Annotated in this window: 21 protein-coding genes; 10 read left to right on the top strand and 11 right to left on the bottom strand. The window is 72.6% G+C overall.

Translation table 11 applies throughout. The features are described from left to right. Positions 1-2 precede the first annotated feature (2 nt). Positions 3-710, bottom strand: coding sequence for a DUF5134 domain-containing protein (locus ACZ4Z3_RS19225; RefSeq protein ID WP_468502099.1), 708 nt, complete (start codon positions 708-710; stop codon positions 3-5). A gap of 198 nt (positions 711-908) precedes the next feature. On the opposite strand from ACZ4Z3_RS19225, the gene ACZ4Z3_RS19220 reads away from it, so the two are divergent. From ACZ4Z3_RS19220 to ACZ4Z3_RS19205, 4 genes are all read left to right on the top strand, one after another. Continuing rightward, entirely contained in the window at positions 909-1445 is a 537-nt protein-coding gene (locus tag ACZ4Z3_RS19220) for a DUF4396 domain-containing protein (RefSeq protein WP_468502098.1), read from the top strand. 238 nt (positions 1446-1683) lie between these two features. Next, positions 1684-2172, top strand: a complete 489-nt coding sequence (locus tag ACZ4Z3_RS19215) for a hypothetical protein (RefSeq protein ID WP_468502097.1) — start codon at positions 1684-1686, stop codon at positions 2170-2172. 132 nt (positions 2173-2304) lie between these two features. Further along, the gene (locus ACZ4Z3_RS19210; RefSeq protein WP_468502096.1) at positions 2305-2994 is read left to right on the top strand and encodes a class F sortase; all 690 of its coding nucleotides are present in this window, start codon (positions 2305-2307) and stop codon (positions 2992-2994) included. A 205-nt stretch (positions 2995-3199) separates the two neighbouring features. After that, positions 3200-4009, top strand: a complete 810-nt coding sequence (locus ACZ4Z3_RS19205; protein ID WP_468502095.1) for a carbonic anhydrase — start codon at positions 3200-3202, stop codon at positions 4007-4009. Between the two features lie 68 nt (positions 4010-4077). Here ACZ4Z3_RS19205 and ACZ4Z3_RS19200 read toward each other — a convergent pair whose 3' ends face one another. After that, a complete protein-coding gene (locus tag ACZ4Z3_RS19200) occupies positions 4078-4515 on the bottom strand; it encodes a DUF6299 family protein (protein WP_468502094.1) in 438 nt (145 codons plus the stop codon). A 255-nt stretch (positions 4516-4770) separates the two neighbouring features. Here ACZ4Z3_RS19200 and ACZ4Z3_RS19195 point away from each other — a divergent pair, with 255 nt between their 5' ends. After that, positions 4771-4959, top strand: a complete 189-nt coding sequence (locus tag ACZ4Z3_RS19195) for a DUF5999 family protein (RefSeq protein WP_468094203.1) — start codon at positions 4771-4773, stop codon at positions 4957-4959. 27 nt (positions 4960-4986) lie between these two features. On the opposite strand, the gene ACZ4Z3_RS19190 is transcribed toward ACZ4Z3_RS19195, so the two are convergent. Together ACZ4Z3_RS19190 and ACZ4Z3_RS19185 are read right to left on the bottom strand one after the other, a co-directional pair. Next, the gene (locus tag ACZ4Z3_RS19190) at positions 4987-5406 is read right to left on the bottom strand and encodes a RidA family protein (protein WP_468502093.1); all 420 of its coding nucleotides are present in this window, start codon (positions 5404-5406) and stop codon (positions 4987-4989) included. Beyond that, positions 5403-6542: an acyl-CoA dehydrogenase family protein gene (locus tag ACZ4Z3_RS19185; RefSeq protein WP_468502092.1), complete on the bottom strand. Its 1140-nt coding sequence runs from the start codon at positions 6540-6542 to the stop codon at positions 5403-5405. Before ACZ4Z3_RS19185 ends, ACZ4Z3_RS19190 begins: the two co-directional genes overlap by 4 nt. 158 nt (positions 6543-6700) lie before the next feature. On the opposite strand from ACZ4Z3_RS19185, the gene ACZ4Z3_RS19180 reads away from it, so the two are divergent. Together ACZ4Z3_RS19180 and ACZ4Z3_RS19175 are read left to right on the top strand one after the other, a co-directional pair. Further along, positions 6701-8299 carry an AMP-binding protein gene (locus tag ACZ4Z3_RS19180; RefSeq protein WP_468502091.1) on the top strand — a complete coding sequence of 533 codons (1599 nt, stop codon included), beginning with the start codon at positions 6701-6703 and terminating at the stop codon, positions 8297-8299. Positions 8300-8314: 15 nt separating this feature from the next. Further along, positions 8315-9133: a PaaX family transcriptional regulator gene (locus ACZ4Z3_RS19175; protein ID WP_468502090.1), complete on the top strand. Its 819-nt coding sequence runs from the start codon at positions 8315-8317 to the stop codon at positions 9131-9133. 27 nt (positions 9134-9160) lie between these two features. On the opposite strand, the gene ACZ4Z3_RS19170 is transcribed toward ACZ4Z3_RS19175, so the two are convergent. Both ACZ4Z3_RS19170 and ACZ4Z3_RS19165 read right to left on the bottom strand, forming a co-directional pair. Next, the gene (locus tag ACZ4Z3_RS19170; RefSeq protein WP_468502089.1) at positions 9161-11605 is read right to left on the bottom strand and encodes a bifunctional salicylyl-CoA 5-hydroxylase/oxidoreductase; all 2445 of its coding nucleotides are present in this window, start codon (positions 11603-11605) and stop codon (positions 9161-9163) included. Continuing rightward, on the bottom strand, positions 11606-12433 hold the full coding sequence (locus ACZ4Z3_RS19165; protein ID WP_468502088.1) for an enoyl-CoA hydratase family protein: 828 nt from the start codon (positions 12431-12433) through the stop codon (positions 11606-11608). It abuts the gene before it with no gap. 331 nt (positions 12434-12764) lie between these two features. Between ACZ4Z3_RS19165 and ACZ4Z3_RS19160 the strand changes: the two genes are divergently transcribed. Next, positions 12765-13223: an ATP-binding protein gene (locus ACZ4Z3_RS19160; RefSeq protein ID WP_468502087.1), complete on the top strand. Its 459-nt coding sequence runs from the start codon at positions 12765-12767 to the stop codon at positions 13221-13223. A gap of 82 nt (positions 13224-13305) precedes the next feature. On the opposite strand, the gene argF is transcribed toward ACZ4Z3_RS19160, so the two are convergent. After that, entirely contained in the window at positions 13306-14313 is a 1008-nt protein-coding gene (gene argF, locus ACZ4Z3_RS19155) for an ornithine carbamoyltransferase (RefSeq protein ID WP_468502086.1), read from the bottom strand. 106 nt (positions 14314-14419) lie between these two features. Beyond that, on the bottom strand, positions 14420-15643 hold the full coding sequence (locus ACZ4Z3_RS19150; RefSeq protein WP_468502085.1) for an arginine deiminase: 1224 nt from the start codon (positions 15641-15643) through the stop codon (positions 14420-14422). Between the two features lie 147 nt (positions 15644-15790). On the opposite strand from ACZ4Z3_RS19150, the gene ACZ4Z3_RS19145 reads away from it, so the two are divergent. Together ACZ4Z3_RS19145 and ACZ4Z3_RS19140 are read left to right on the top strand one after the other, a co-directional pair. Further along, a complete protein-coding gene (locus ACZ4Z3_RS19145) occupies positions 15791-16906 on the top strand; it encodes an SPFH domain-containing protein (RefSeq protein WP_468502084.1) in 1116 nt (371 codons plus the stop codon). Further along, a complete protein-coding gene (locus tag ACZ4Z3_RS19140) occupies positions 16903-17802 on the top strand; it encodes an NAD(+)/NADH kinase (protein WP_468502083.1) in 900 nt (299 codons plus the stop codon). Before ACZ4Z3_RS19145 ends, ACZ4Z3_RS19140 begins: the two co-directional genes overlap by 4 nt. A gap of 138 nt (positions 17803-17940) precedes the next feature. Here the strand turns inward: ACZ4Z3_RS19140 and uppS are convergent, their stop codons facing one another. From uppS to ACZ4Z3_RS19125, 3 genes are all read right to left on the bottom strand, one after another. Further along, positions 17941-19731 carry a polyprenyl diphosphate synthase gene (gene uppS / locus ACZ4Z3_RS19135; protein ID WP_468502082.1) on the bottom strand — a complete coding sequence of 597 codons (1791 nt, stop codon included), beginning with the start codon at positions 19729-19731 and terminating at the stop codon, positions 17941-17943. 190 nt (positions 19732-19921) lie between these two features. Beyond that, positions 19922-22492 carry a polynucleotide kinase-phosphatase gene (locus ACZ4Z3_RS19130; protein WP_468502081.1) on the bottom strand — a complete coding sequence of 857 codons (2571 nt, stop codon included), beginning with the start codon at positions 22490-22492 and terminating at the stop codon, positions 19922-19924. Further along, positions 22489-24075: a 3' terminal RNA ribose 2'-O-methyltransferase Hen1 gene (locus ACZ4Z3_RS19125; protein WP_468502080.1), complete on the bottom strand. Its 1587-nt coding sequence runs from the start codon at positions 24073-24075 to the stop codon at positions 22489-22491. The genes ACZ4Z3_RS19130 and ACZ4Z3_RS19125 overlap by 4 nt, the downstream gene beginning before the upstream one ends. Positions 24076-24136: the final 61 nt, after the last annotated feature.

The following is a 24136-nucleotide window of genomic DNA, read 5'->3' as shown; positions in this document are numbered from 1 at the left end:
CCTCACGCCGTCATCATCAGCAGCATCGTCGCCATCGAGCCGCCCATGCCGATGTGACCGGCCAGGCGGGCGTTCGGCGCCGAGAGCACCGCGGGCGTACGGGCGGCGCGGCGGTGACGGGCCCTCGGGGCGGGCGGCACGGATGCCGCGACCGGGCCGCGCAGATGGGCCCGTACCGCCAGGGCCACGAAGACCACGAAGTAGGCGGCCAGCGCCCAGAAGGCGACGCGCCACAGGACGGCGGAGCCCGATGACGCGGCGGCCTCGGTCACCCCGTGGCCGCCGCCCTCGCCCGCCATGCCGGCCATCGCCCCGTGGCCGTGCCCGTGTCCGGAAGCGCCCAGGGCGAGGCTCGGTCCGGTGCTCTCGCCGGGCATGGCCAGGGTCATGAGCACCATGGCCGCGCTTCCGATCACGAGATGCGCCCCGTGCCCCAGCTGCCTTATCCCGCCCCGCCTGACGTGGCGTACGGAGAGGGCCACGCCCCCGAGGCAGAACAGAGCGAAGACCACCGCCCACCACAGGCCGTACGTGCCGTAGTGGAGGGCCGTCGGGGGCGCCGCCATCACGGCCATGCCCGCGCCCATGGCGACCTCGGCTCCCGCCTCGAACCGGGCCCAGCCGTCGACCAGCGCCATCCGGACGAGGTTCCCGAGGGCCGCCCCCGCTCCCAGCACCACCAGCGTCCAGCCCAGAAGGTGTCCCGTCACATCCCCACCACCGCTCGTCGACCACTACGTATCTCCTTAGTACGTGCAGGGCGGCGATCCGACTCAGCGAGGTACTCGGAAGTACACAGCGGAAGGGCCCGACACGGACGCCCGCACCCCTCGCCATATACCCCCTAGGGGTATAGCCTGCTGGTGTCAGGACGGAGCACCACGGACGAAGGACGGGGATGACAGGTCATGGACCACAGCGCTCACCATGGCGGCGACGCGCACGGCCACGCCGCGCACGAGGCACACGCAGGGCACGCCGATCACGCGATGGCCCCCGGCGGGCACGGCGGAGCCTCCTGGGGCACGGCGGTGAAGGCGACGCTGCACTGCCTGACCGGGTGCGCCATCGGGGAGATCCTCGGGATGGTCGTCGGCACGGCCCTGCGATGGGGCAACGCGCCGACGATGGTGCTGGCCATCGCCCTCGCGTTCGTCTTCGGGTACTCCTTCACCCTGTTCGCGGTACGCCGCGCGGGCCTGGACCTGCGGGGCGCGATCAAGGTGGCGCTGGCCGCCGACACCGTCTCCATCGCCGTGATGGAGACGGTCGACAACGCGATCATCGCCCTGACTCCGGGAGCGATGGACGCCCACCTCTCCGACGGGCTGTTCTGGTCGGCGCTCCTCGGCGGGTTCGTGGTCGCGTTCCTGATCACCACGCCGGTCAACAAGTGGATGATCGGTCGCGGCAAGGGCCACGCCGTCGTCCACGCCTACCACTGACGCCCCCCTCCCGCCTCCTTCCGCCGCCCCGGCCCCGGTGGCCCGAGGGGGCGCGGCCGGCGCCGAACGGGTGGTCAAGGGAGGTCGCGGGCAGCCGGTTTCACCCGGCTGAGCGCCTTGAGTGGTGGCGAGCGGAAAACCGACTGACGGTTGATCACGTCAAGGCCGGGTCCCTTCAGCTGATGAAGCACCAGCTGCCCGGTCATGGCGGAAGGACCATCAAATGCGTTCAGCCCGCATGCTTTTTGCGACAGCGGCGGCCACGGCCGTCCTCGCCATCACCGCTCCCGGCGCCTACGCCGGCGGGGACGAGTGGGACCGCGAGGACCACGGGTACAGCAAGGAGCACCACAAGGACGGCGTGCACGACGGCCCGCGCGGCGGCGTTCACACCGGTGGCGGCGCCCTGGCCACCGCCCAGAACGGCGAGTGGAGCTCCGAGGACAAGGGCCACAAGGCCTGGGGCGAAGAGGACAAGCAGAAGGGCGAGGAGAGCGGCTACGACAAGGAGTCATGGAAGGACGACAGTGACAAGGAGTCCTGGAAGGGCGACCACGACAAGGGCGGCTGGAAGGGCGACCACGACAAGCCGCGGGGCGGCATGCACACCGGCGGCGGCGCGCTCGCCTCACCGACCATGACCGCCGGCGGGCTGGCGATCCTCGCCGTCGCGGGCACCGGCATGTACGCCCTGCGTCGCAAGAACATCGGCGGAAACGCGGCCTGACCATGCCCGGCGCGATATCCGGCCCGATAGCGGCCGCGGCCGTCACACCGTACATCGTGTGGCGGCCCGGCCGCCCGGCTCCCGTCCCCCGCCCCGCCCGTTCCGCTGCCGTGCCTTGTGAGGTGGTGTCCAATGGCAGCCCATCCCCCCTACCCCGGCGGCACCGGTCCGGAACCGACCCGCCGCCGACCGAACGTGACCGTAGTGGTCGCCCTGGGCCTGCTGATCGTCTCCCTGATCCTCTTCGGCCGCGAGGGCTCCTCGCCCGACGCCTCCCCACCGCCGGACGCCCGGCACGCCCCGCAGGCCACGACGCCACCTCCGTCCGCCACGGCCTCCTCCCCCTCCGTCCGAACGACGAGCCGACCCCTCCCCCGGTCGCGCCCGGTGCGGCTGCGCATCCCGAAGATCTCCGTCGACGCCCCCTTCACCCCGTTGAAGATCGGCGCCACGGGGCAACTGGAAGCCCCGCCCCCCAACGACGTCAACCTGGTGGGCTGGCACTCCGACGGCGCCACGCCGGGCGAGACGGGCACGGCGATCATCGCCGGGCACGTCGACACGGCCACGTCCCCGGCCGTCTTCGCGCGACTCGGCACCCTCGCCAAGGGCGATGTCTTCGATGTCGTACGGGCCGACGGGCGCAAGGCGAACTTCGTCGTCGACGACGTGGAGACGTTCGCCAAGGACAACTTCCCGGACGAGCGCGTGTACGCCGACACGAACCGCCCCGAGGTCCGGCTGATCACCTGCGCCGGAGCCTACGACCACTCCGCCAAGGACTACACCGACAATCTGGTGGTCTTCGGGCACCTCACCTGAGCCCGGCGGATCCCGGCCCACGACAGGGCCGGGCACAGCGGTGGGAGCGCACCCCGCGCCCGGCGAACGGCAGGTGACGGACTGTCCAAAACCTTTCCCGCGGTCGGCCAAGAACGATTCAACGGCCGACCATGATTGATCAACATTCGTCCATGATTCCGCAAGGCGAACGTTCGGACGTTTGGCCGGACGTACGTTCCTCCGCGTGAACTCTGACCAAGCACCTCACAGAGGCGACGACGCCGTGGCGTCCGGTTCCGCCGACGGCCCGATATCCCTCATGCGGCCCCGTGGGCGCCGGTCGCTGCTGCGCGCCGCGCTCGCCGGCACCGCCGTCATCGGTGGCGGACTCGCGGTCGGCTCCTTCCCCGCCGAAGCGGAACCCCGCTCCCGAACCACGCGCTCCACCCCGGCCGCCACCCCCACCCGGCCGGACACCCCCGAGCAGGCGCTGAAGGAACTGTCGAAGGGGAACCGCCGGTGGCGGACCTTCCACGAGCGGCACCCCCACGAGGACGGCACCACCCGCAAGACCCTGACGACCGGTCAGCACCCCTTCGCGCTGATCCTCGGCTGCATCGACTCCCGCGTCCCCCCGGAGCTGGTCTTCGACCAGGGCCTCGGTGACCTCATGACCGTGCGCAGCGCGGGCGAGGTGCTGGACGAGGCGGTGCTCGGCAGTGTCGCGTACGGCGTGCTCGAACTGGACATCCCGCTGGTGGTGGTGCTCGGCCACCAGTCCTGCGGGGCCGTGAAGGCGGCGGTCCAGGCGGACAGCACCGGTGAGAAGCTGCCGGCCCACATCCAGTACGTGGCCGACCAGATCCGCCCGGCGATCGACCACCACGTGGAGGGCGACGCCCGTGTGGCGGCGACCATCGACGCGAACGTCCGGCTGGTCCGCTCGAAGCTGGCGGCCGAGCCCGACCTCGCCGCGAAGGTGAAGACGGGCAAGGTGGCCATCGTCGGCGCCCGCTACGACCTGACCACCCAGCGGGTGCACCTGCTGAAGTAGTCCGCCGCGAGACGGACGGAAGGGGCCCCGGCGCAGATTCCGCCGGGGCCCCTTCGGCGTGCTGGGGCTCAGCCCTTGACGAGGGTGATGTCCTGCTGACGGGCGGCATGGAAACGGGGCAGCGGCAGTCCTTCGCCGGACACTTCCATGACGGTCGCCTCCACCCGGGCCGGCCCCGGCCGGAAGCGGCCCGGCGCGGCCTTGTCGGTGTTGGTCCACGCGTGGTCGGCGCCGTCGCAGATCGCCACGGATCCGCCGACCCCTTCGCGGACCGGGCTGTCGCCCTGCTGCAGTGACGACGAGACGAAGACGGGCCCGCCGCCGCCGAGGCAGCGGTAGGTGCCCGACAGGGTGAGGGTGCCGTCGGGGGCGACCTTTCCGATGGCGTCGACCGTCACCGTCTCGAACGGTTCGGCCGTGGCGTCGGCGGACGGTGCGGCGGCGCACAGCAGCAGCGCGGCGCCGGCGGCCGGGCCGAGCACCCGGCGGACGCGGGAAGCGGGCATGGGATGACCTCCTTGGCTGGGCTTACAGAGGTACCGGCCAGGCCGTGCGGCACCGGCGATCGTCACCCCTCCGTCGGCGCGTCGCCTCCACCGTTGCCCGTACACCGCCGCGTTGTGTCCGCGTCGTGTCACAGGACGTCCGGGTGTTGTCACGTCTCGCCGCGACGCCTTGTCGAGAAGTTCCGAGGGCGTGCATCGTCAGTACTGCGAGGCGGTGACTCGCCGCCGGCACTCACAATGACGTGGAGGTGCGCCATGTGTTCACACCAGCCCCAGTGCCCCGCGGCCGACAGCACGAACGCCGACGCCGCGCACATCGTGGCCTTCCACCCCGAGCAGGGCTGGAACCTGCTGTGCAACGGAGCGATCGTCTTCGACGACACCGGTGAGATCCTCCCCGACGGCCGTGTCGTCGCCCCGAGCCGTCTCGCCGTCGCCGCCTGAGACGCCGAATGACTTACGCGCCACGCCCTACGTCCGATGCTTCTCGGGCTGCGGCAGGACCGCGAAACCGTCCAGTTCCACCAGGGCCCGCTCGTCCCAGAGCCTGACGACACCGACGACCGCCATGGCGGGATAGTCCCGCCCCGCCAGCCTCCGCCACACCTGGCCGAGCCGCGACACATGGGCGCGGTAGTCGGCGACGTCCGTGGCGTAGACGGTGACGCGGGCCAGGTCGGCCGGTGTGCCGCCGGCGGCCTCCAGCGCGGTCAGCAGATTGCCGAGCGCCCGCTCGAACTGCTCGACCAGCGTCTCCCCCACGACCTTGCCGTCCGCGTCGAGCGCGGTCTGGCCCGCCAGGAAGACCACCCGTCCCCCCGTGGCCACCACCGCGTGCGAGAAACCGGTGGGCGGCGACAGCTCCGCCGGGTTCACCCGTTCGATGCTCATGAGGACGGCTCCTGTTCCCCGGTCCGGGCGTACAACTCCTTGGCGATGACGGCCCGTTGCACTTCGCTCGCCCCTTCGTAGATCCGTGGCGCCCGTACCTCCCGGTAGAGGTGTTCGAGAAGATGGCCGCGTCGCAGTGCCCGGGCGCCGTGCAGTTGGACGGCCGCGTCGACGACGTACTGGGCGGTCTCCGTGGCGAGCAGCTTCGCCATCGCCGCGCGGCCGGGGACGTCCGGGGCACCGGAGTCGTACGCCGTGGCCGCCGCGTAGACCATGAGTCGGGCGGCCTCCGTGCGCAGCGCCATCTCGGCGACCTGGTGGGCGACGGTCTGGAGGTCGCGCAGCTTCCCGCCGAAGGCCTCGCGCCGGGCGGTGTGGACGAGGGTGGCGTCGAGGGCGGCCTGGGCCATGCCGACCGCGAAGGCGCCCACGCTGGGGCGGAACAGGTTGAGGGTGCCCATGGCGACGCTGAAACCCCGGTCGGGTGCCCCGAGGACGTCGTCGGCGGTGACCGGGACGGCGTCGAGGGCGAGGGTGCCGATGGGGTGCGGGGACAGCATGTCGAGCGGGGTGCCGGTGAGGCCGGAGCGGTCGGCCGGGAGCAGGAAGGCGGTGACGCCACGGGCGCCCGCGCCGGGGGTGGTGCGGGCGAAGACGGTGTAGAGGTCGGCCTCGGGGGCGTTGGAGATCCAGCACTTCTCACCGGTGAGCCGCCAGCGGCCGGTGCCGTCGGGCTCGGCCCGCAGCTCCAGCGCCGCCGCGTCCGAACCGGCGCCGGGCTCGCTGAGCGCGAAGGCCGCGACCGCGTCGCCGTCACTCACCCGGGGGAGCCAGCGGACGCGCTGGGCCTCGGTGCCGTGGGCGTGGACGGGGTGGGCGCCCAGGCCCTGGAGAGCGAGCGCGGTCTCGGCCTCGGTGCAGGCGTAGGCCAGGGACTCACGCATCAGGCAGAGGTCGAGGGCGCCGGAGGTGAACAGGCGGCGCAGCAGGCCGAGGCGGCCCAACTCGGCGACGAGGGGGCGGTTGACGCGGCCGGGCTCGCCCTTCTCGGCGAGGGGGCGCAGCCGGTCGGCGGCGAGGGCGCGCAGGTCGGCGCACCGGGCGAGTTGTTCCGGTTCGAGCGAGAATGCGGTCATTGCCGTCCCCTCTCCCCCATCGGACCGCTTCAGGTTATCGCGATCTGTTGACTGTCGTCACCAAGGCGATACGCTCCAGATGCGAGCCCGCCACGACGTGCGAGTCCACCACCACATGCGAGTCCACCACCGCAGGGACCGAGCAGGGGGCGAACGTCATGAACTCCAGGGTCACCGCCCATGTCGACACCTTCGCCCGTGACCGGCTGCCGCCCCCGGACCAGTGGCCCGAGCTGGTCTTCGACCTTCCCGAACTGCGCTATCCCGACCGGCTCAACGCCGCCGCCGAGCTGCTCGGCGGCACCGACCCCGGCCGGCCCGTCTTCCACACGCCCGCCGGGGAGACCTGGACGTACGGCGAGCTCTCCGCCCGCGTCGACCGCGTCGCCCACCTCCTGACCTCCGTCCTCGGGGTCGTCCCGGGCAACCGGGTTCTGCTGCGGGGGCCCACCACGCCCTGGCTCGCCGCCTGCTGGCTGGCGGTGCTCAAGGCGGGTGCGGTCGCGGTGACGGTGCTCGCGCAGCAACGGCCGTACGAGCTGGTGACGGTCTGTGAGCTGGCGCGGGTGACGCACGCGCTGTGCGACACCCGGTCCGTGGACGACCTGGTGAAGGCCGAGGTCCCCGGGCTGAGGATCACGACGTACGGCGGGGACGGGCCGGAGGACCTGCTCCGTCTGCCCGCGCCGGACGGGCCGTTCCCGGCGGTCGGCACGGCGGCCGAGGACGTGGCGCTGATCGCCTTCACCTCCGGCACCACCGGGCGGCCCAAGGGATGCGTGCACTTCCACCGGGACGTCCTGGCCATCGCGGACACCTTCTCCCGGCATGTGCTGCGGCCCCGGGCCGACGACGTGTTCGCCGGGTCTCCGCCGCTCGGCTTCACCTTCGGCCTCGGCGGGCTCGTCGTCTTCCCGATGCGGGCCGGGGCCAGCGCCCTGCTGCTCGAACAGGCGGGCCCGAAGCAGCTGCTGCCCGCGCTCGCGGAGCACCGGGTGTCGGTGCTGTTCACCGCGCCGACGGCGTATCGGGCGATGCTCGGCGAGCTGGACGGGCACGACCTGTCGGCGCTGCGGCGGTGCGTGTCGGCGGGCGAGAACCTTCCGGCCGCCACCTGGCGGGCCTGGCACGAGCGGACCGGGCTGCGGATCATCAACGGCATCGGGGCGACCGAACTGCTGCACATCTTCATCTCCGCGGCCGACGACGCCATACGGCCCGGCACGACCGGCCTTCCCGTACCGGGGTGGCACGCGCGCGTGCAGGACGCGGACGGGGAGCCGGTGCCGGACGGGGAGCAGGGGCTGCTCGCGGTGCGCGGGCCCGTGGGGTGCCGTTATCTCGCGGACGAGCGGCAGCGGGAGTACGTGCGCGGCGGCTGGAACGTCACCGGTGACACCTATGTCCGTGAGCCGGACGGGTACTTCCGCTATGTCGCCCGCGCCGACGACATGATCATCTCCGCCGGGTACAACATCGCGGGCCCCGAGGTCGAGGACGCCCTGCTGCGCCATCCGGAGGTGCTGGAGGCTGCGGTCGTGGGGCGGCCCGACGAGGCGCGCGGGCAGGTCGCCGTGGCGTATGTGGTCGTCGCGGCGGGGGCGGACCGGGACGCCGAGGCGCTGCGCGCGTTCCTCAGGGCCGAGCTGGCGCCGTACAAGTGTCCGCGCGAGATCGTGTTCCTGGACGCCCTGCCGCGCACGGCGACCGGCAAACTCCAGCGGTTCCGTCTGCGCACCACAGGTGACCAGCACTGATACCGAAGACCTAAAATGATCAACGTGTCCGAACAGCATGCACCGCGTTCGCTCATCGTCACCTTCTACGGCGCGTACGGCCGTTCGGTGCCGGGTCCCGTGCCCGTCTCCGAGCTGATCCGGCTGCTCGCCGCGGTGGGTGTCGACGCGCCCTCCGTCCGTTCCTCGGTGTCCCGGCTGAAGCGCAGGGGACTGCTGCTGCCCGCCCGGACCGCGGCGGGCGCCGCCGGGTACGCGCTGTCGGACGACGCGCGGCAGCTCCTGGAGGACGGCGACCGGCGGATCTACGCGACGGCTCCGGAGCAGGACGAGGGCTGGGTGCTCGCCGTGTTCTCGGTGCCGGAGTCCGAGCGGCAGAAGCGGCACGTGCTGCGCTCCCGGCTGGCCGGCCTCGGCTTCGGCACGGCGGCGCCGGGCGTGTGGATCGCGCCCGCACGGCTGTACGAGGAGACCCGGCACACCCTCGTACGCCTGCGGCTCGACCCGTACGTGGAGCTGTTCCGGGGCGAGCACCTGGGGTTCGCGGCGACGGCCGAGGCGGTGTCGCGGTGGTGGGATCTGGCCGGGATCGCCAAGCAGCACGAGGCGTTCCTCGACCGGCACGCACCCGTGCTGCACGACTGGGAGGGCCGCGCCGACACGCCGCCGGAGGCGGCGTACCGCGACTACCTGCTGGTCCTGGACTCCTGGCGCCATCTGCCGTACGTCGACCCCGGACTGCCGGCCGCCCTGCTGCCGGGGGACTGGCCGGGGGCGCGCTCGGCGGCCGTGTTCCGGGCCCTGCACGAGCGGCTGCGGGACGCCGGGGCGGCGTTCGCGGGGCTCGAAGCGTAGGGCGCTGCCGTCGGGTGACGGTCGGGGTCAGGGGGCGCCGTCCAGGGTGAGCCTCGGCTTGGGGGCGTCGGTGCGGCCGGTGTTCGGGCGGCGGCTTCCCGCCCGGTAGGGGTCGGGCCAGGTCACAGCCGGGCCCTCGTAGCCCTGTTCGGCCGCGGCGTGCAGCGTCCAGTGCGGGTCGTAGAGGTGGGGGCGGCCGAGGGCGCAGAGGTCGGCGCGGCCGGCGAGGATCAGGGAGTTGACGTCGTCCCAGGAGGAGATCGCGCCCACGGCGATCACCGGTGTCCCCGTCTCTTGGCGGATCCGGTCCGCGTACGGGGTCTGGTACGAGCGGCCGTACGCGGGGCGCTCGTCGGCCACGACCTGTCCGGTGGAGACGTCGACGGCGTCCGCCCCGTGCGCGGCGAAGGCCCGGGCGATCTCCACGGCCTCGGCGGCGGTCGTACCGCCGCGCGCCCAGTCCGTGGCGGAGATCCGGACCGTCATCGGCCGTTCCTCGGGCCAGACGGCCCGCACCGCGTCGAACACTTCGAGGGGGAAGCGCAGCCGGCGGTCCAGTGGGCCGCCGTACCGGTCGGTGCGGCGGTTCGTCAGCGGGGAGAGGAACCCGGAGAGCAGATAGCCGTGCGCGCAGTGGAGTTCGAGGAGGTCGAAACCGCTGCGGGCGGCACGGCAGGCGGCCGAGGTGAACTGCTCGCGTATGTCGGTGAGTCGGGCGCGGGAGAGTTCGCGCGGGGTGGGGTTCGCCGGTGTGTACGGGAGCGGGGAGGCGGCGACGAGGGGCCAGTTGCCGTCGTCCAGCGGCTCGTCGATGCCTTCCCACATGCGTTTGGTGGAGCCCTTGCGTCCGGAGTGGCCGAGCTGGACGCCGATGGCCGTGCCGGGGGCCTTGTCGTGCACGAACGTGACGACGCGGCGCCATGCCTCGGCCTGCCGGGCGTTCCAGAGTCCGGCGCAGCCGGGGGTGATGCGCCCCTCGGGGCTCACGCACACCATCTCGGTCATCACGAGCCCGGCGCCGCCGAGCGCCCGCGCGCCCAGGTGGACGAGGTGGAAATCGCCGGGGAGGCCGTCGGTCGCCGAGTACATGTCCATGGGGGACACGACGACCCGGTTGCGCAGGGTCAGGCCGCGCAGCCGGAACGGGGTGAACATCGGGGGCGTGCCCGGCGGGCAGCCGAACTCCCGCTCCACGGCGCCCGTGAAGTGCGCGTCGCGCAGCCGGAGGTTGTCGTGGGTGACGCGGCGGCTGCGGGTGAGCAGGTTGAACGCGAACTGGCGAGGCGGCTGGCGCCGGTACAGGCCGATGTTCTCGAACCACTCCAGGCTGGCCCGCGCCGCACGCTGCGTCGAGGCGACCACGGGGCGCCGCTCCTCCTCGTAGGCGGCCAGCGCCCGGTCCAGGTCGGGCTGTTCCTCCAGGCAGGCGGCCAGCGCGAGGGCGTCCTCGACGGCCAGTTTCGTGCCGGAGCCGATCGAGAAGTGCGCGGTGTGCGCGGCGTCGCCGAGGAGGACCAGGTTGCCGTGGGACCAGCGGTCGTTGACGACCGTGCGGAACGTCGTCCACGTGGAGTTGTCGGCGCGCAGCGGACGTCCGCCGAGCGCGTCCGAGAACCGCTTCGCGCAGCGCTCGACCGACTCGGCGGTGTCCAGTTCCTCGAAGCCGGCGGCCCGCCAGACCTCCTCGCGCATCTCGACGATGACCGTGGAGGCGCCGAGGTGATCCCGCGGCCCGGAGGGCTTCGTCGAGGGACGGCGGTCGGGGGACGGGCGGGAGTAGGGGTAGCCGTGGAGCTGCATGAACCCGTGTTCCGTCTCCAGGATCTCGAAGCGGAACGCGTCGAAGGCGAAGTCGGCGGCCAGCCAGATGTAGCGGCAGCGGTGGGTCTCGATGGTCGGCCGGAACATCGCCGCGTACGCCTCGCGTGTCGCGCTGTGCACGCCGTCGGCCGCGATGACCAGGTCGTTCGTCTGGCAGAGCCAGTCCGGGTAGGGGGCTTCCGTGCCGAAGCGGAGGGTGACGCCGAGGGCGCGGCAGCGGTCCTGGAGGATCTGGAGGAGTCTGTGGCGGCCGAGGGCGGCGAAGCCGTGGCCCGAGGAGGTGTGGCGGGTGCCCCGGTGGACGATGTCGATGTCGTCCCAGCGCACGAAGTCGCCTCGCAGGGCCTCGTACACCACCGGGTCGGCGTGTTCGATGCCGCCGAGGGTCTCGTCGGAGAGGACCACGCCGAAGCCGAAGGTGTCGTCGGGGGCGTTGCGTTCCCAGACGGTGATGTCGCGGGTGGGGTCGAGGCGTTTGAGGAGGGCTGCGGCGTAGAGGCCGCCGGGGCCTCCGCCGATGATCGCGATGCGGTGGGGGTGGCCGCGGTGCGCGGGCGTCCGCGGGTGGGTGGGGGCCGGCCGCGCCTCGGGGCGGGCCCGCTGGTCGACGGCGTCCCGCGCCCGTGGCTCCCTCGCCCCGTCGGCGGGCATTCAGCGGCCTCGCCATTTCGGTGGGCGCTTCTGGGTGAACGCCGCGTGGAACTCCGCGTAGTCCTCACCGTTCATCAGCAGGGCCTGGGTGGCGGCGTCCAGTTCGACGGCCGCCGCGAGCGGCATGTCCAGCTCGGCGGTGAGGAGGGCCTTGGTCTGGGCCTGGGCGAGGGCGGGGCCCTCGGCAAGGCGGCGGGCCAGGGCGTGGGCGGCCGTGTCGGCCTCGCCCTCGCCGGTGAGCCGGCTGACGAGGCCGATGCGTTCGGCCTCGGCGGCGTGGACGGGGTCGCCGAGCATCAGCAGGCGGGTGGCGTGACCGAGGCCGACGACGCGCGGCAGGAGATAGGCGGCGCCCATGTCGCCGCCGGAGAGGCCGACGCGGGTGAAGAGGAACGAGAAGCGGGCGGTCGGGTCCGCGACGCGGAAGTCGGCGGCCAGGGCGAGGACCGCGCCGGCGCCGGCCGCCACCCCGTGCACGGCGGCGATCACCGGGAACGGGCATTCGCGGACGGCCCGGACGACCTGCCCGGTCATGCGGTTGAAATCGAGGAGCTGGGCGGTGTCCATGCCGAGGGTGGCGCCGATGATCTCGTCGACGTCGCCGCCCGAGCAGAAGCCGCGGCCCTCGCCGGCCAGCACCAGGGCGCGCACGGACCTCTCCCGGGACAGCTCGGCGAGCAGGTCGCGCAGGTCGGCGTAGGCGCCGAAGGTGAGCGCGTTGAGCTTGTCGGGGCGGGCGAGGGTGACCGTGGCGACGCCGCCGGCGAGCGAGCACCGCAGATGTCGCCAGTCGGAGGTGCGGGCGGCGGAGCCGGTGAAGGGACTCATGACGGGCGGCCTCCTCGGGGGGCTACCGCGACGCTGCGGCTGCTTACCTGCTCCTACGAAGTTATCACTGATATCTGACTGTCGTCACGAGTGCGCGATAGCCGGATGGGCGGAGGCGGGTGGGGCGCCCGGTCCGATCGGTCCCGTGACTCGGTCACGGACGTTCCACAAGCACGTAACGGCGGGCTCCGCCGTGAGCGGCGCGGCGTCGGTAGGGGTACATCGCCCGACAGCGGGGCCGAAGGTCCCGCACGGCGCCCGGCGAGTGATCGCGTAGGGGCGCGCCGTACCATTCGTAACGCTGAAAGCAGGACGAGCCATGACCTGCTCCATGAACGGACCCGCCACCTTGCACGAGCCCTCCACCCCCTCCTCCTGGCGCATCGCGCTGCCGCACACGGCCGCGGCCGTGCCCGTGGCCCGCGCGCTGGTCCGGACGGCTCTGACGGACCTGAAGCACGGGACGGACTGCGACACGGCGGAGCTGCTCACGGCGGAGCTGGTGGCGAACGCGGTGGAGCACGCGGCGGGGGACGGCCCGATAGAGCTGGTCGTGGAGCTGCTGCCGTCCGGCTGCACGGTCGAGGTGCACGACCCGGACCCGGCGCCGCCGGGTGACCTCACGGCGCCCGGGTACGACGAGCCGGACCCCTGGCAGGAACACGGCCGGGGCCTGCTGCTGATCCGAGCCCTCAGCTCGGCCTGCGGTCACCGCCCCACCAGCTCGGGCAAGGCGGTCTGGTTCCGCCTCCCGTCGGTGCCGCGCCAGCAGCGGCCGGGGATGGTCTAGAGCGCCCTGGCGGACGAGCGGTCGCACCGCAGACCCCCGCAGGCCCCACTCAGGCCCTGCTCAGGTCCCGCTCAGGCCCTGCTCAGGCCAGGGTCGCCACCAGGACCGCCTTGATCGTGTGGAGTCGGTTCTCCGCCTCGTCGAAGACGACCGAGTGCTCGGACTCGAAGACCTCGTCGGTCACCTCCAGCGAGTCCAGGCCGTGGCTCTCGTGGATCTCCCGGCCGACCTTCGTGCCCAGGTCGTGGAAGGCCGGCAGGCAGTGGAGGAACTTGACATCGGGGTTGCCGGTGGCGCGCAGCACGTCCATGGTCACCGCGTACGGGGAGAGCGCGGCGATCCGCTCGTCCCAGACGGACTTCGGCTCACCCATCGACACCCATACGTCCGTGGCCACGAAGTCGGCGCCGCGCACCCCCTCCTCGACCTGCTCGGTGAGCGTGATCCGCGCCCCGCTGATCTCGGCGAGCTTGCGGGCGTGGGCGACGATCTCCTCGGCGGGCCAGTAGGAGCGGGGGGCGACGACGCGGACGTCCATGCCGAGCAGCGCGCCGGTGACCAGGTAGGAGTTGCCCATGTTGAAGCGGGCGTCCCCGAGGTAGGCGAAGGCGATGTCGGTCAGCGGCTTGTCGCTGTGCTCGGTCATGGTCATCACGTCGGCGAGCATCTGCGTGGGGTGCCAGTCGTCGGTGAGGCCGTTGTAGACGGGCACCCCGGCGTACGCGGCGAGCTCCTCGACGTTGGCCTGGCTGTCCCCGCGGTACTCGATCGCGTCGAACATCCGGCCGAGCACCCGGGCGGTGTCCCGGACGGACTCCTTGTGCCCCATCTGCGAGCCGGAGGGGTCGAGGTAGGTGGTCGAGGCGCCCTGGTCGGCCGCGGCGACCTCGAACGCGCAGCGGGTGCGCGTCGAGGTCTTCTCGAAAATCAGCGCGATGTTCCGGCCCGTCAGGCTCCGGGTCTCCGTCCCCGCCTTCTTCGCCGCCTTCAGCTCCACGGCCAGCTCGATCAGCCCGCGGAACTCCTCGGCGGTGAAGTCGAGCTCCTTGAGGAAGTGGCGCCCGGCGAGGGCGGGGAGGGCGGTCGCCATGGGGACGCTCCAGGGTCGGTCGGGAACGGGAGGACTGCGGAACGGATGGAAGTCTATACGATGTTCCACATTTCTATACAGGCCCGTCGGCCTCCACGTGGGCCGCTCAGACGGGCGCCCTCTCCACCGGGCAGCTCATGCAGCGCGGACCGCCTCTCCCCCGCCCCAGTTCGCTCCCGGGGATCTCGATCACCTCGATGCCCCGCTTGCGCAGATGCGTGTTGGTCGTCACGTTCCGCTCGTAGGCCACCACCACCCCCGGCTCCACGGCCAGGACGTTGCATCCGTCGTCCCACTGCTCGCGCTCGGCGGCGTGGACGTCCTGGGTGGCGGTGAGCACGCGGATCTCGTTCAGCCCCAGGGCGGCCGCGATCGCGCGGTGCATGTGCTCCGGCGGGTGGTCGGTGACCTTCAACTCCTTCTCACCGACGCCGGGCTCGATGGTGTACGAGCGGAGCATGCCGAGTCCGGCGTACTGGGTGAAGGTGTCGCCGTCGACCATCGTCATGACCGTGTCGAGGTGCATGAAGGCACGGCGCTTCGGCATGTCCAGGGCGACGATGGTCCGCGCGGAACCGGCGGCGAACAGTTTGTGGGCGAGCATCTCGACGGCCTGCGGCGTGGTCCGCTCGCTCATGCCGATGAGGACGGCGCCGTTGCCGATGACGAGGACGTCGCCGCCCTCGATGGTGGAGGGGTAGTCGGCCTGCCCCTCGGACCAGACATGGAACCCCTCACCGCGGAAGAGGGGGTGGTGCCGGTAGATCGCCTCGAAGTGGACGGTCTCGCGCTGACGGGCCGGCCAGCGCATGGCGTTGATGGAGACCCCGTCGTAGATCCAGGCGGAGGTGTCGCGGGTGAAGAGGTGGTTGGGGAGCGGGTCGATGAGGAAGTCGTCCAGCTCCATGACATGGAAGCGGACACTCGTCGGCTCCATGTGCGCGTCGAGGAACTCCCGCTTGGTCATCCCGCCGATCAGCGCCTCGACCAGTTCACCGAGGGGCAGGGACTCGAAGGCGGCCCGGAGGTGGTCCGTGGCGAGCGGGCCGTACTCCTTCTCGTCGAAGACCCGGTCGAGGACGAGCTCGCGGGCCTCGGGGACTCGCATGACGTCTGTCAGCAGGTCGCCGAAGAGATGGACGGCGACTCCCCGATCGCGCAGCACGTCCGCGAAGCCGTCGTGCTCCGCGCGCGCCCGGCGCACCCACAGCACGTCGTCGAAGAGGAGCAGGTCCTTGTTGCTGGGGGTGAGCCTTTTGAGCTCCAGATCCGGTCGGTGCAGGATGACGCGGCGCAGCCGCCCGGCCTCGGAGTCGACATGGAATCCCATGCCTCCATCCTGACCATTCGGGCGTGCGTTCACCCACAGGTCGGCCGAAACGATTCCTCGATCTCGTCTCCTTGACGATAATCAGCCCGAGCCATTATCGTCTACCTGACGCGAACGAGTCCATGGGGACGACGAGGGGGATCATTCATGGCCGACATCACCAGACGGTTCGGCTGGCGGCATCTGCGCGGTGCGCCCACCGCGCACATCCGTCACCACCGCTCCGGACGACTCGTGCACGACGGACCGGGGCTGAGCTTCTGGTACCGGTCGCTGACCGCCGCGCTGTCCGAGGTCCCGGTCGACGACCGAGAGCTGGCCATGACCTTCCACGCCCGTACGTCCGACTTCCAGGACGTGGCGGTGCAGGCGACGGTGACCTACCGGGTCAGCGACCCGGCGATCGCCGCCGCGCGGCTCGACTTCTCCATCGACCCCGACACGGGTGTCTGGCGGGGCGCTCCCCTGGAGCAGCTGTCGACGCTGCTGACGGAGACGGCCCAGCAGCACGCCCTGGACGTCCTCGCCCGTACGTCGCTGTCGTCCGCGCTGGTCGACGGGGTCGCGGCGGTACGGGAGCGGGTGGCGAGCGGCCTCGCGGCCGAGCCCCGGCTGCCGGCCACCGGCATCGAGATCGTGGCCGTACGCGTGGTGGCGCTGCGGCCCGAGCCGGAGGTGGAGCGGGCCCTGCGGACGCCCGCGCGGGAGCAGATCCAGCAGGAGGCGGACCGGGCGACCTACGAACGGCGGGCCGTGGCCGTCGAACGGGAACGGGCCATCGCGGAGAACGAACTGGCCAGCCAGATCGAACTCGCCCGGCGCGAGGAGCAGTTGGTCGAACAGCGCGGGACGAACGCGCGCCGGGAGGCCGAGGAGAAGGCCGCCGCGGACGCCGTGAAGGCCGGAGCGGAGGCGGCCCGGACGCTGCGGCTCACCGAGGCGGAGGCCGCGCGCACCGTGCAGCTCGCCGAGGCGGAGGCCACGCGGAACGTCCGGCTCGCCGAGGCGGAGGCGGCCCGGCAGGTCAAGCTCGCGGAGGCGGAGGCGACGGCCGCGCGGGCCGTCGGCGCGGCGCGGGCCGAGGCACAGTCGGCGTGGTTGCGGGTGCACGGCGAGGTGGACGCGGCGACGCTGCACGCGCTGACCGGGACGCGCCTCGCGGAGAACCTGCCGCGGATCGAGAGCGTGACCGTCTCGCCGGACGTGCTGACCGGACTGCTGGCGAGGCTGGGTGGGGCGGGCGGTTCCGGGGAGAGCGCGTGAGTCTCGCGCCACGGGTGGTGCTGGTGCACCGCACCACCGAGTACGAGGAGTTGGTGGCCCGGCACGGCACGCACGGCCAGGCCGCCTTCTTCCTGAGGTCACGTGGGCGGGACATCGAGGACGTGGCCGAGCGGCACCGCCGGGAGCGGCGGGCGCTGGCCGATGTCACGTCCTCGGTGCCGCTGACCTGGCGTCAGGCCCGTGTGGAGCGGGCCGACCTGGACCGGTTCCTGTTCGCCCCCGAGGACGTCGTGGTCGTCGTCGGGCAGGACGGTCTGGTGGCCAACGTCGCGAAGTACCTCGCGGGGCAGCCGGTGCTCGGGGTCAACGCCGACCCCCGGCGGAACCCTGGGGTGCTGGTCCGGCACGGGGTCGGGGACGTGGGGAAGCTGCTCGGCTCGGCGGTGGGGCGGGGGGCGGCGGTGGACGAGCTGACCATGGTGGAGGCCGTCGCCGACGACACGCAGCGGCTGGTGGCGCTCAACGAGGTCTATCTGGGCGCGGCGGGGCACCAGACCGCGCGGTACCGCCTGGGGCTCGACGGCGACAGGGGTGCCGTCGAGTCCCAGGCCTCGTCGGGGGTGCTGGTGGGGACGGGGACGGGGGCGACCGGGTGGATCCGGTCGGTGTGGCAGGAGCGGGCGAGCCGGCTGGAGCTGCCGGGGCCGGGTGAGGCGCGGCTGCTGTGGTTCGTGCGGGAGGCGTGGCCGTCGCCGGTGACCGGTACGTCGATGGTGGCGGGGGCGCTGGGGGCGGGGGCGCGGTTGCGGGTGACCGTGGAGTCGGATCGGTTGATCGTGTTCGGGGACGGGATGGAGGGGGACGCGTTGGAGTTGACGTGGGGGCAGACGGTGGAGGTGGGGGTGGCGGGGGTGCGGTTGCGGCTTCTGGGGTGAGGGTGTCGCCCCCGCCGCCCCCGCCGGGGGATGCACGCGTGGGTGTCTGCGGGTTCGTGGGGGCTGGTCGCGCAGTTCCCCGCGCCCCTGGAGGGCGGGGGCTGCGCCCCCTGCCCTCCTTGTCTCCCCTCGGGCCCGCTACTTCGTTTCCGTCGCCGCTCCCTTGCGGCGTTTTCTGTGGGTGTAGGTCTCCAGGGCCTGCCAGAGGTCTCGGCGGTCGGCCTCCGGCCAGGGGGTGTCGGTGAAGTGGAGTTCGGCGTAGTGGGCGTGCCAGGGGAGGAAGTTGGAGATGCGGAGTTCACCGCTGGTGCGCCACAGGAGGTCCACGTCGGGCATGGCGTGGTGCGGGAGGTGCGCGGCGAACAGCTGCTCGGTGACGCGGGAGGGGTCGATGTCGCCGGCGAGGGCGGCGCGAGCGAGCGCCGCGCCCGCCTGGGTCAGTTCGGCGCGGCCGCCGTAGTTGACGCAGACGTTGAGGGTCAGGCCCGTGCGGTGGCGGGTGGCGCGTTCCTGGGACCGCAGGACCTCGACGACGTCGTCCGGGAGGCCGTCGGGGGAGCCGATCCAGCGCAGGCGTACGTCGTGCTGGAGCAGTTCCCCGTCGAGGAGTTCGGCACGCATGATGGCGAACAGCTTGGAGACCTCGTCGGGTGAGCGCTTCCAGTTCTCCGTGGAGAACGCGTACACCGTCAGATGGCGCAGGCCGATCTCCAGGGCGCCCTGGACGACGTCGCGCAGGGCGACCGCCCCGGCGCGGTGCCCCTCGTCGCGGGGCAGGCCGAGGCCGGTGGCCCAGCGGCCGTTGCCGTCCATGACGATGGCCACGTGGTTCGGGAGTTGGGCGGGGGCGATCTCGGGCGGGCGTACGCCGTCGACGTGGGGGCGCGGTGGCAGGGGCGGCTCGGCGACCGGCACCGGCTGCCATTCGGGGGTGGGGTGCTGCCCGGTGTCGGTGCCGGGGCCCGCGACCGGGCGGCCACCCGGGGTGGGCGTGGTGGGCGGCAGGGTCAGCCGCCAGATCGCGGCGGCGCGGGCGCGGGCCGGGCCGAGGACGCGCCACTGCTTGTGCCGGGGGACGCGTACGGGCCGGCTCAGCGCGGCGGGGCCCGCGCCTGTGATCGCGTCCAGCTCCGCGGTGAACAGGTCGACGGTGGTGTCCAGGACGATCGCCGGCCCCAGCGGCAGGCTGCCGCGCAGGACCCGGCGGGCGCCCTCCAGCCAGGCACGGGCCTCACCCGTGAGGTGGGCGATGAGCCGCCGGACGGCGGGGGTCCACCGGCGGGCGATCAGATCGGCCGGGGCGACCTGGAACCGGTCGAGCACCTCGGTCGGGAACCAGACGTGCCCCCCGTCAAGATCCTCGGGCAGGTCGCGGAGCATGTCCGCGAGGAACAAGCCCTCCACGAAACGGGTGAAGCCCGGCACGTCCCGCAGCCGTACGGGGACGGGCAGGCCGCAGCGCACCAGCAGCCGCATGAACTGCTCGGGCCAGCTGATGTTCTGGGCGTGGGACCGTTCCCGCCACTCCTGCCAGGTGGCGACGGACTGCCGGTCGCCGTCCCGCTGGACCGCCTCCAGCGCGCCCAGCAGGTCGCCGAGGTCGAGCCCCCAGTGCCAGACCGCGTCGGTCAGCGCGAGCCGGATCGGGTCGTCGCTGGTGCCGCTCGTCAGGTCGGCCTCCAGCGCCGTCCGCCACTGGTGGAGCCGGGCGGCGCGCTCCTCGGGGGTGCCGTCGGTGGAGTCGAGCAGGTCGTCCGCGTGGGCGAACGCCGCGTACAGGGCCCAGCAGGCGGGCCGGGCCGCCGGGGGCATCAGACCCATCAGGGCGTACTCGGTGGGCCGCGTCGTGCGGACCAGGCGGCGGCACTCGTCGTAGGCGGCGTCGAGTGCCGACCGCTGTCGCCCGGACTGCGCTGTGCTGCGACGCATGGGGTACCCCGCATACCTTCGAATGGAACCGATGGGACCGACCCGGGTGACAGCTATCGCCTGCGATTGGCTGCGATCGCTGCCCCCGAGCAGTGCCGGAACCGCTGAAACCATTCGAACGCGGAGCACGGCCACGCCTGTCTGCGACATTATCAGCCGCAAAGTCGCCGCACAGGCGCGGGCCCGGCGGTCACAGCCGGGGGTCGACCGGCTCCGACTCCAGGGCCAGTACCCCGAACACGGCCTCGTGCACCCGCCACAGCGGCTCCCCCTCGGCGAGCCGGTCGAGGGCCTCCAGACCGAGGACGTACTCGCGGATGGCGAGGGACCTCTTGTGGTTGAGGAAACGGCCGCGCAGCCGGGCCAGGTTGTCCGGGCGGGTGTACTCCGGGCCGTAGATGATGCGCAGGTACTCCCGGCCCCGGCACTTGATGCCGGGCTGCACCAGCCGCCCCTGCTCCGTGCGGACGACGGCGCCGACGGGCTTCACGACCATGCCCTCGCCGCCGCGGCCCGTCATCTCCAGCCACCAGTCGACGCCCGCGCGGACCGAGTCCTCGTCGCCGGTGTCCACGAACAGCCGCCGGGTGGTCTGCAGCAGTCCGCTGGCGTCGAACTCGACGAGCCGGTCGATGAGGGCGAGCTGTTCGTCGTGCGGCAGCGCCGCGAGGCTGCGGCCCTGGACGGCGAGGATCTGGAACGGGGCGAGCCGCACCCCGTCCAGGCCCTCGGTGGGCCAGCAGTAACGCCGGTACGCCTCGGTGAACGCGGCCGCGTCGGCGGCCCGCTCCCGCTGCTTGTCCAGCAGCCCGCCCACGTCGACACCCCGCGCCGCCGCGCCCTCCAGGGCGGCCAGCGCTCCGGGGAACACCGCGCCGGACGCGGCGCCGACCGCCGCGTACTGGGTGCGCAGCAGGCCGGACGCCTTCAGCGACCACGGCATCAGCTCGGCGTCGAGCAGCACCCAGTCGGTGTCCAGCTCCTCCCACAGCCCGGCCGCCGTCAGGGCCTCGCGCACCCGGGCGAGGACCAGCTCGGTGCGGGCCTCGTCGTCGAAGAACGGGCGGCCGGTACGGGTGTAGAGGGAGCCGGTGGGACCGTCCACACCGAAGCGGCGGCGGGCCGCGTCCGCGTCACGGCAGACCAGGGCGACGGCCCGCGAGCCCATGTGCTTCTCCTCGCACACGACCCGCGCGACCCCGTCCTCCTGGTACTGCGCGAACGCCTCCGCCGGGTGCTCCAGATAGCCCTCGACGTGCGAGGTGGCCGTCGGCGCCATGGTCGGCGGGAGGTACGGCAGCAGCCGCGGGTCGACGGCGAAGCGGCTCATGACCTCCAGGGCGGCGGCCGCGTTCTCCTCACGGATCGAGACGCGGGCCTGGCCGTCGTAGCGGGTCTCGACGATACGGCGGCCGTGCACGTCCGTCAGGGCCAGCGGCCGGCCCTCGTGGCCGCCGGGCGCCTCGGAGGCCAGCGGCCGCGTCGGCTCGTACCAGACCTGCTCCGCCGGTACGTCGACCAGTTCGCGCTCCGGCCAGCGCAGCGCGGTCAGCTTCCCGCCGAACACGGCTCCCGTGTCGAGGCAGATGGTGTTGTTCAGCCAGGTGGCCTGCGGCACCGGGGTGTGGCCGTAGACGACGGCCGCGCGGCCCCGGTAGTCCTCCGCCCACGGGTAGCGCACGGGCAGCCCGAACTCGTCGGTCTCCCCCGTGGTGTCGCCGTACAGGGCGTGGCTGCGCACCCGGCCGGAGGTGCGGCCGTGGTACTTCTCCGGCAGGCCCGCGTGGCAGACGACCAGCTTCCCGCCGTCGAGGACGTAGTGGCTGACGAGTCCGTCGATGAACTCCCGGACCTGCTTCTTGAACTCCTCGCTCTCGCCCTCCATCTGCTCGATGGTCTCGGCGAGGCCGTGCGTGTGCTGGACGTTGCGGCCCTTGAGGTAGCGGCCGTACTTGTTCTCGTGGTTGCCGGGGACGCACAGCGCGTTGCCCGAGCCGACCATCGACATCACGCGGCGCAGCACGCCCGGGCTGTCGGGTCCGCGGTCGACGAGGTCGCCGACGAAGACGGCCGTACGGCCCTCGGGGTGGACGCCGTCGACGTAGCCGAGCTTGCCGAGGAGTGCCTCCAGCTCGTGGGCGCAGCCGTGGATGTCGCCGATGATGTCGAACGGGCCGGTGAGGTGGGTGAGGTCGTTGTAGCGCTTCTCGGTGACGATCGTGGCGTTCTCGACGTCGGCCACGCCTCGCAGGACGTGCACCTTGCGGAAGCCCTCGCGCTCCAGGTGGCGCAGGGAGCGGCGGAGTTCGCGGGTATGGCGCTGGATGACGCGGCGCGGCATGTCGGCGCGGTCGGTGCGGGCCGCGTTGCGCTCGGCGCACACCTCCTCGGGCACGTCCAGGACGATGGCGATCGGCAGCACGTCGTGCTTGCGGGCCAGGTCGATGAGCTGCTTGCGGGACTCCGACTGCACGCTGGTCGCGTCGACGACGGTGCGGCGGCCGGCGGCGAGCCGCTTGCCGGCGATGTAGTGCAGCACGTCGAAGGCGTCCTTCGTCGCGCTCTGGTCGTTCTCGTCGTCGGAGACGAGGCCCCGGCAGAAGTCGGAGGAGATGATCTCGGTGGGCTTGAAGTGCTTGCGGGCGAAGGTCGACTTGCCGGAGCCGGAGGCGCCGATCAGGACGACGAGGGAGAGGTCGGTGACGGGCAGGGTGCGCCCCCCGGCCTTCCGCACGCCGGTCTCCACGGTGGTGTCGCTCATGCCGCCTTCGCCTCCTTCTCGTTCATGTCGCTGATGCTGAACACGGCCATCTGGGTGGGTGGCCCCACCTCCGGGTCGTCGGGTCCGACGGGCACGAACGCGACGTCGTAGCCGTGCCGTTCGGCCACCGTGGCCGCCCAGGCGCGGAACTCCTCGCGCGTCCACTCGAAGCGGTGGTCGCCGTGGCGGACGTGGCCGGCCGGGAGGGTCTCCCAGCGGACGTTGTACTCGACGTTCGGGGTGGTCACGACGACGGTCCGGGGGCGGGCCGAGCCGAACACGGCGTACTCCAGGGCGGGCAGCCGGGGCAGGTCGAGGTGCTCGATGACCTCGGACAGCACGGCGGCGTCGTAGCCCTTGAGCCGGTTGTCGGTGTAGGCGAGGGAACTCTGGAAGAGCTGCACGCGCGAGGCCTGCCGCTCCCCCATCCGGTCGAGCTTGAGACGGCGGGAGGCGATGGTGAGCGCGCGCATCGACACGTCGGTGCCGACGATCTCGGTGAACCGCGGGTCCTTGAGCAGCGCCTGCACGAGCTGGCCCTGCCCGCAGCCGAGGTCGAGCACCCGGGTGGCACCGGAGTCCTTCAGAGCGGCGACGATCGCGTCGCGGCGGAGCACGGCGAGGGGCGTGGGCCTGTCCTCGGTGGGCAGGGCGGTCTCGGTCGGGCCGTCCGTGGTGACGGGGGTGGCGCCCTCCGTTCCCCCGGCCGTCCCGGCGGCATCGGAGGCACCGGAGGCATCGGTCGCCGCCGTCTCCTCCGTCTCCTCCGGCTCCTCGACGGCGTTGTCGATCTCCTCGACCTCGCTGTCGTCGGCCTCGGCCAGCCGTACGAGTTCCAGGCGCTCCATGGCCTGGCGGGTCAGCGACCAGCGGCGGGAGAGATAGCGGCTGGTGATCAGCTTCTGCTCCGGGTGGTCGGGCAGCCAGCCCTCACCGGCCCGCAGCAGCTTGTCGACCTCGTCGGACGAAACCCAGTAGTGCTTGGCGTCGTCGAGGACCGGCAGCAGGACGTACAGATGGCGCAGTGCCTCGGCCAGGGTCAGGGACTCCGACTCCAGGACCAGGTGGACGTAACGGGAGGCGCCCCACTCCGGGAACCGCGTGTCGAGCGGCACCGCCTCGACGGTGACCGTCCAGCCGAGCGGCTCGAACAGCTTGGCGACGAGGTCCGGGCCGCCGCGCGCGGGCACCGCGGGTATCTCGACGCGCAGGGGGCGGGCCTCGCCCGGGGCGTCGGGCCGGGCGGTGCAGCGACCGCTCATCGCGCTGGAGAAGACGCTGCTCAGCGCGACGGCGAGCAGGGAGGAGGCCGCGTACGGGCGGTCGTTGACGTACTGGGCGAGCGCCGCGTCCGGGGCGCCGCCGCGACCCTTGCCCTTGCCCCGCCGGACCAGGGCCACCGCGTCCACCTCCAGCAGCAGCGCGGCCGTGCACCGCTCGACGCCCGCCTCCGGGTAGAGGACGTGCGCCTTGCCGTAGGACGTGGAGAACGCCTGCGCCTTGTCGGGATGCTTGTGCAGCAGGTAACCGAGGTCGGTCGCGGGGCGCTCTGGGGTGCCGGTGGTACTGATCGTCAGGAACACTTGGGTTGGCCTCGAGTCGGGTGGGAAGTGTCCGTACAACCTACAGAGAACGTGCTGTGGG

Source organism: Streptomyces sp. NPDC030296, assembly GCF_055572815.1.
The sequence above is the reverse complement of the archived record's forward strand: the minus strand, read 5'-3'. Positions and strand labels throughout refer to the sequence as shown.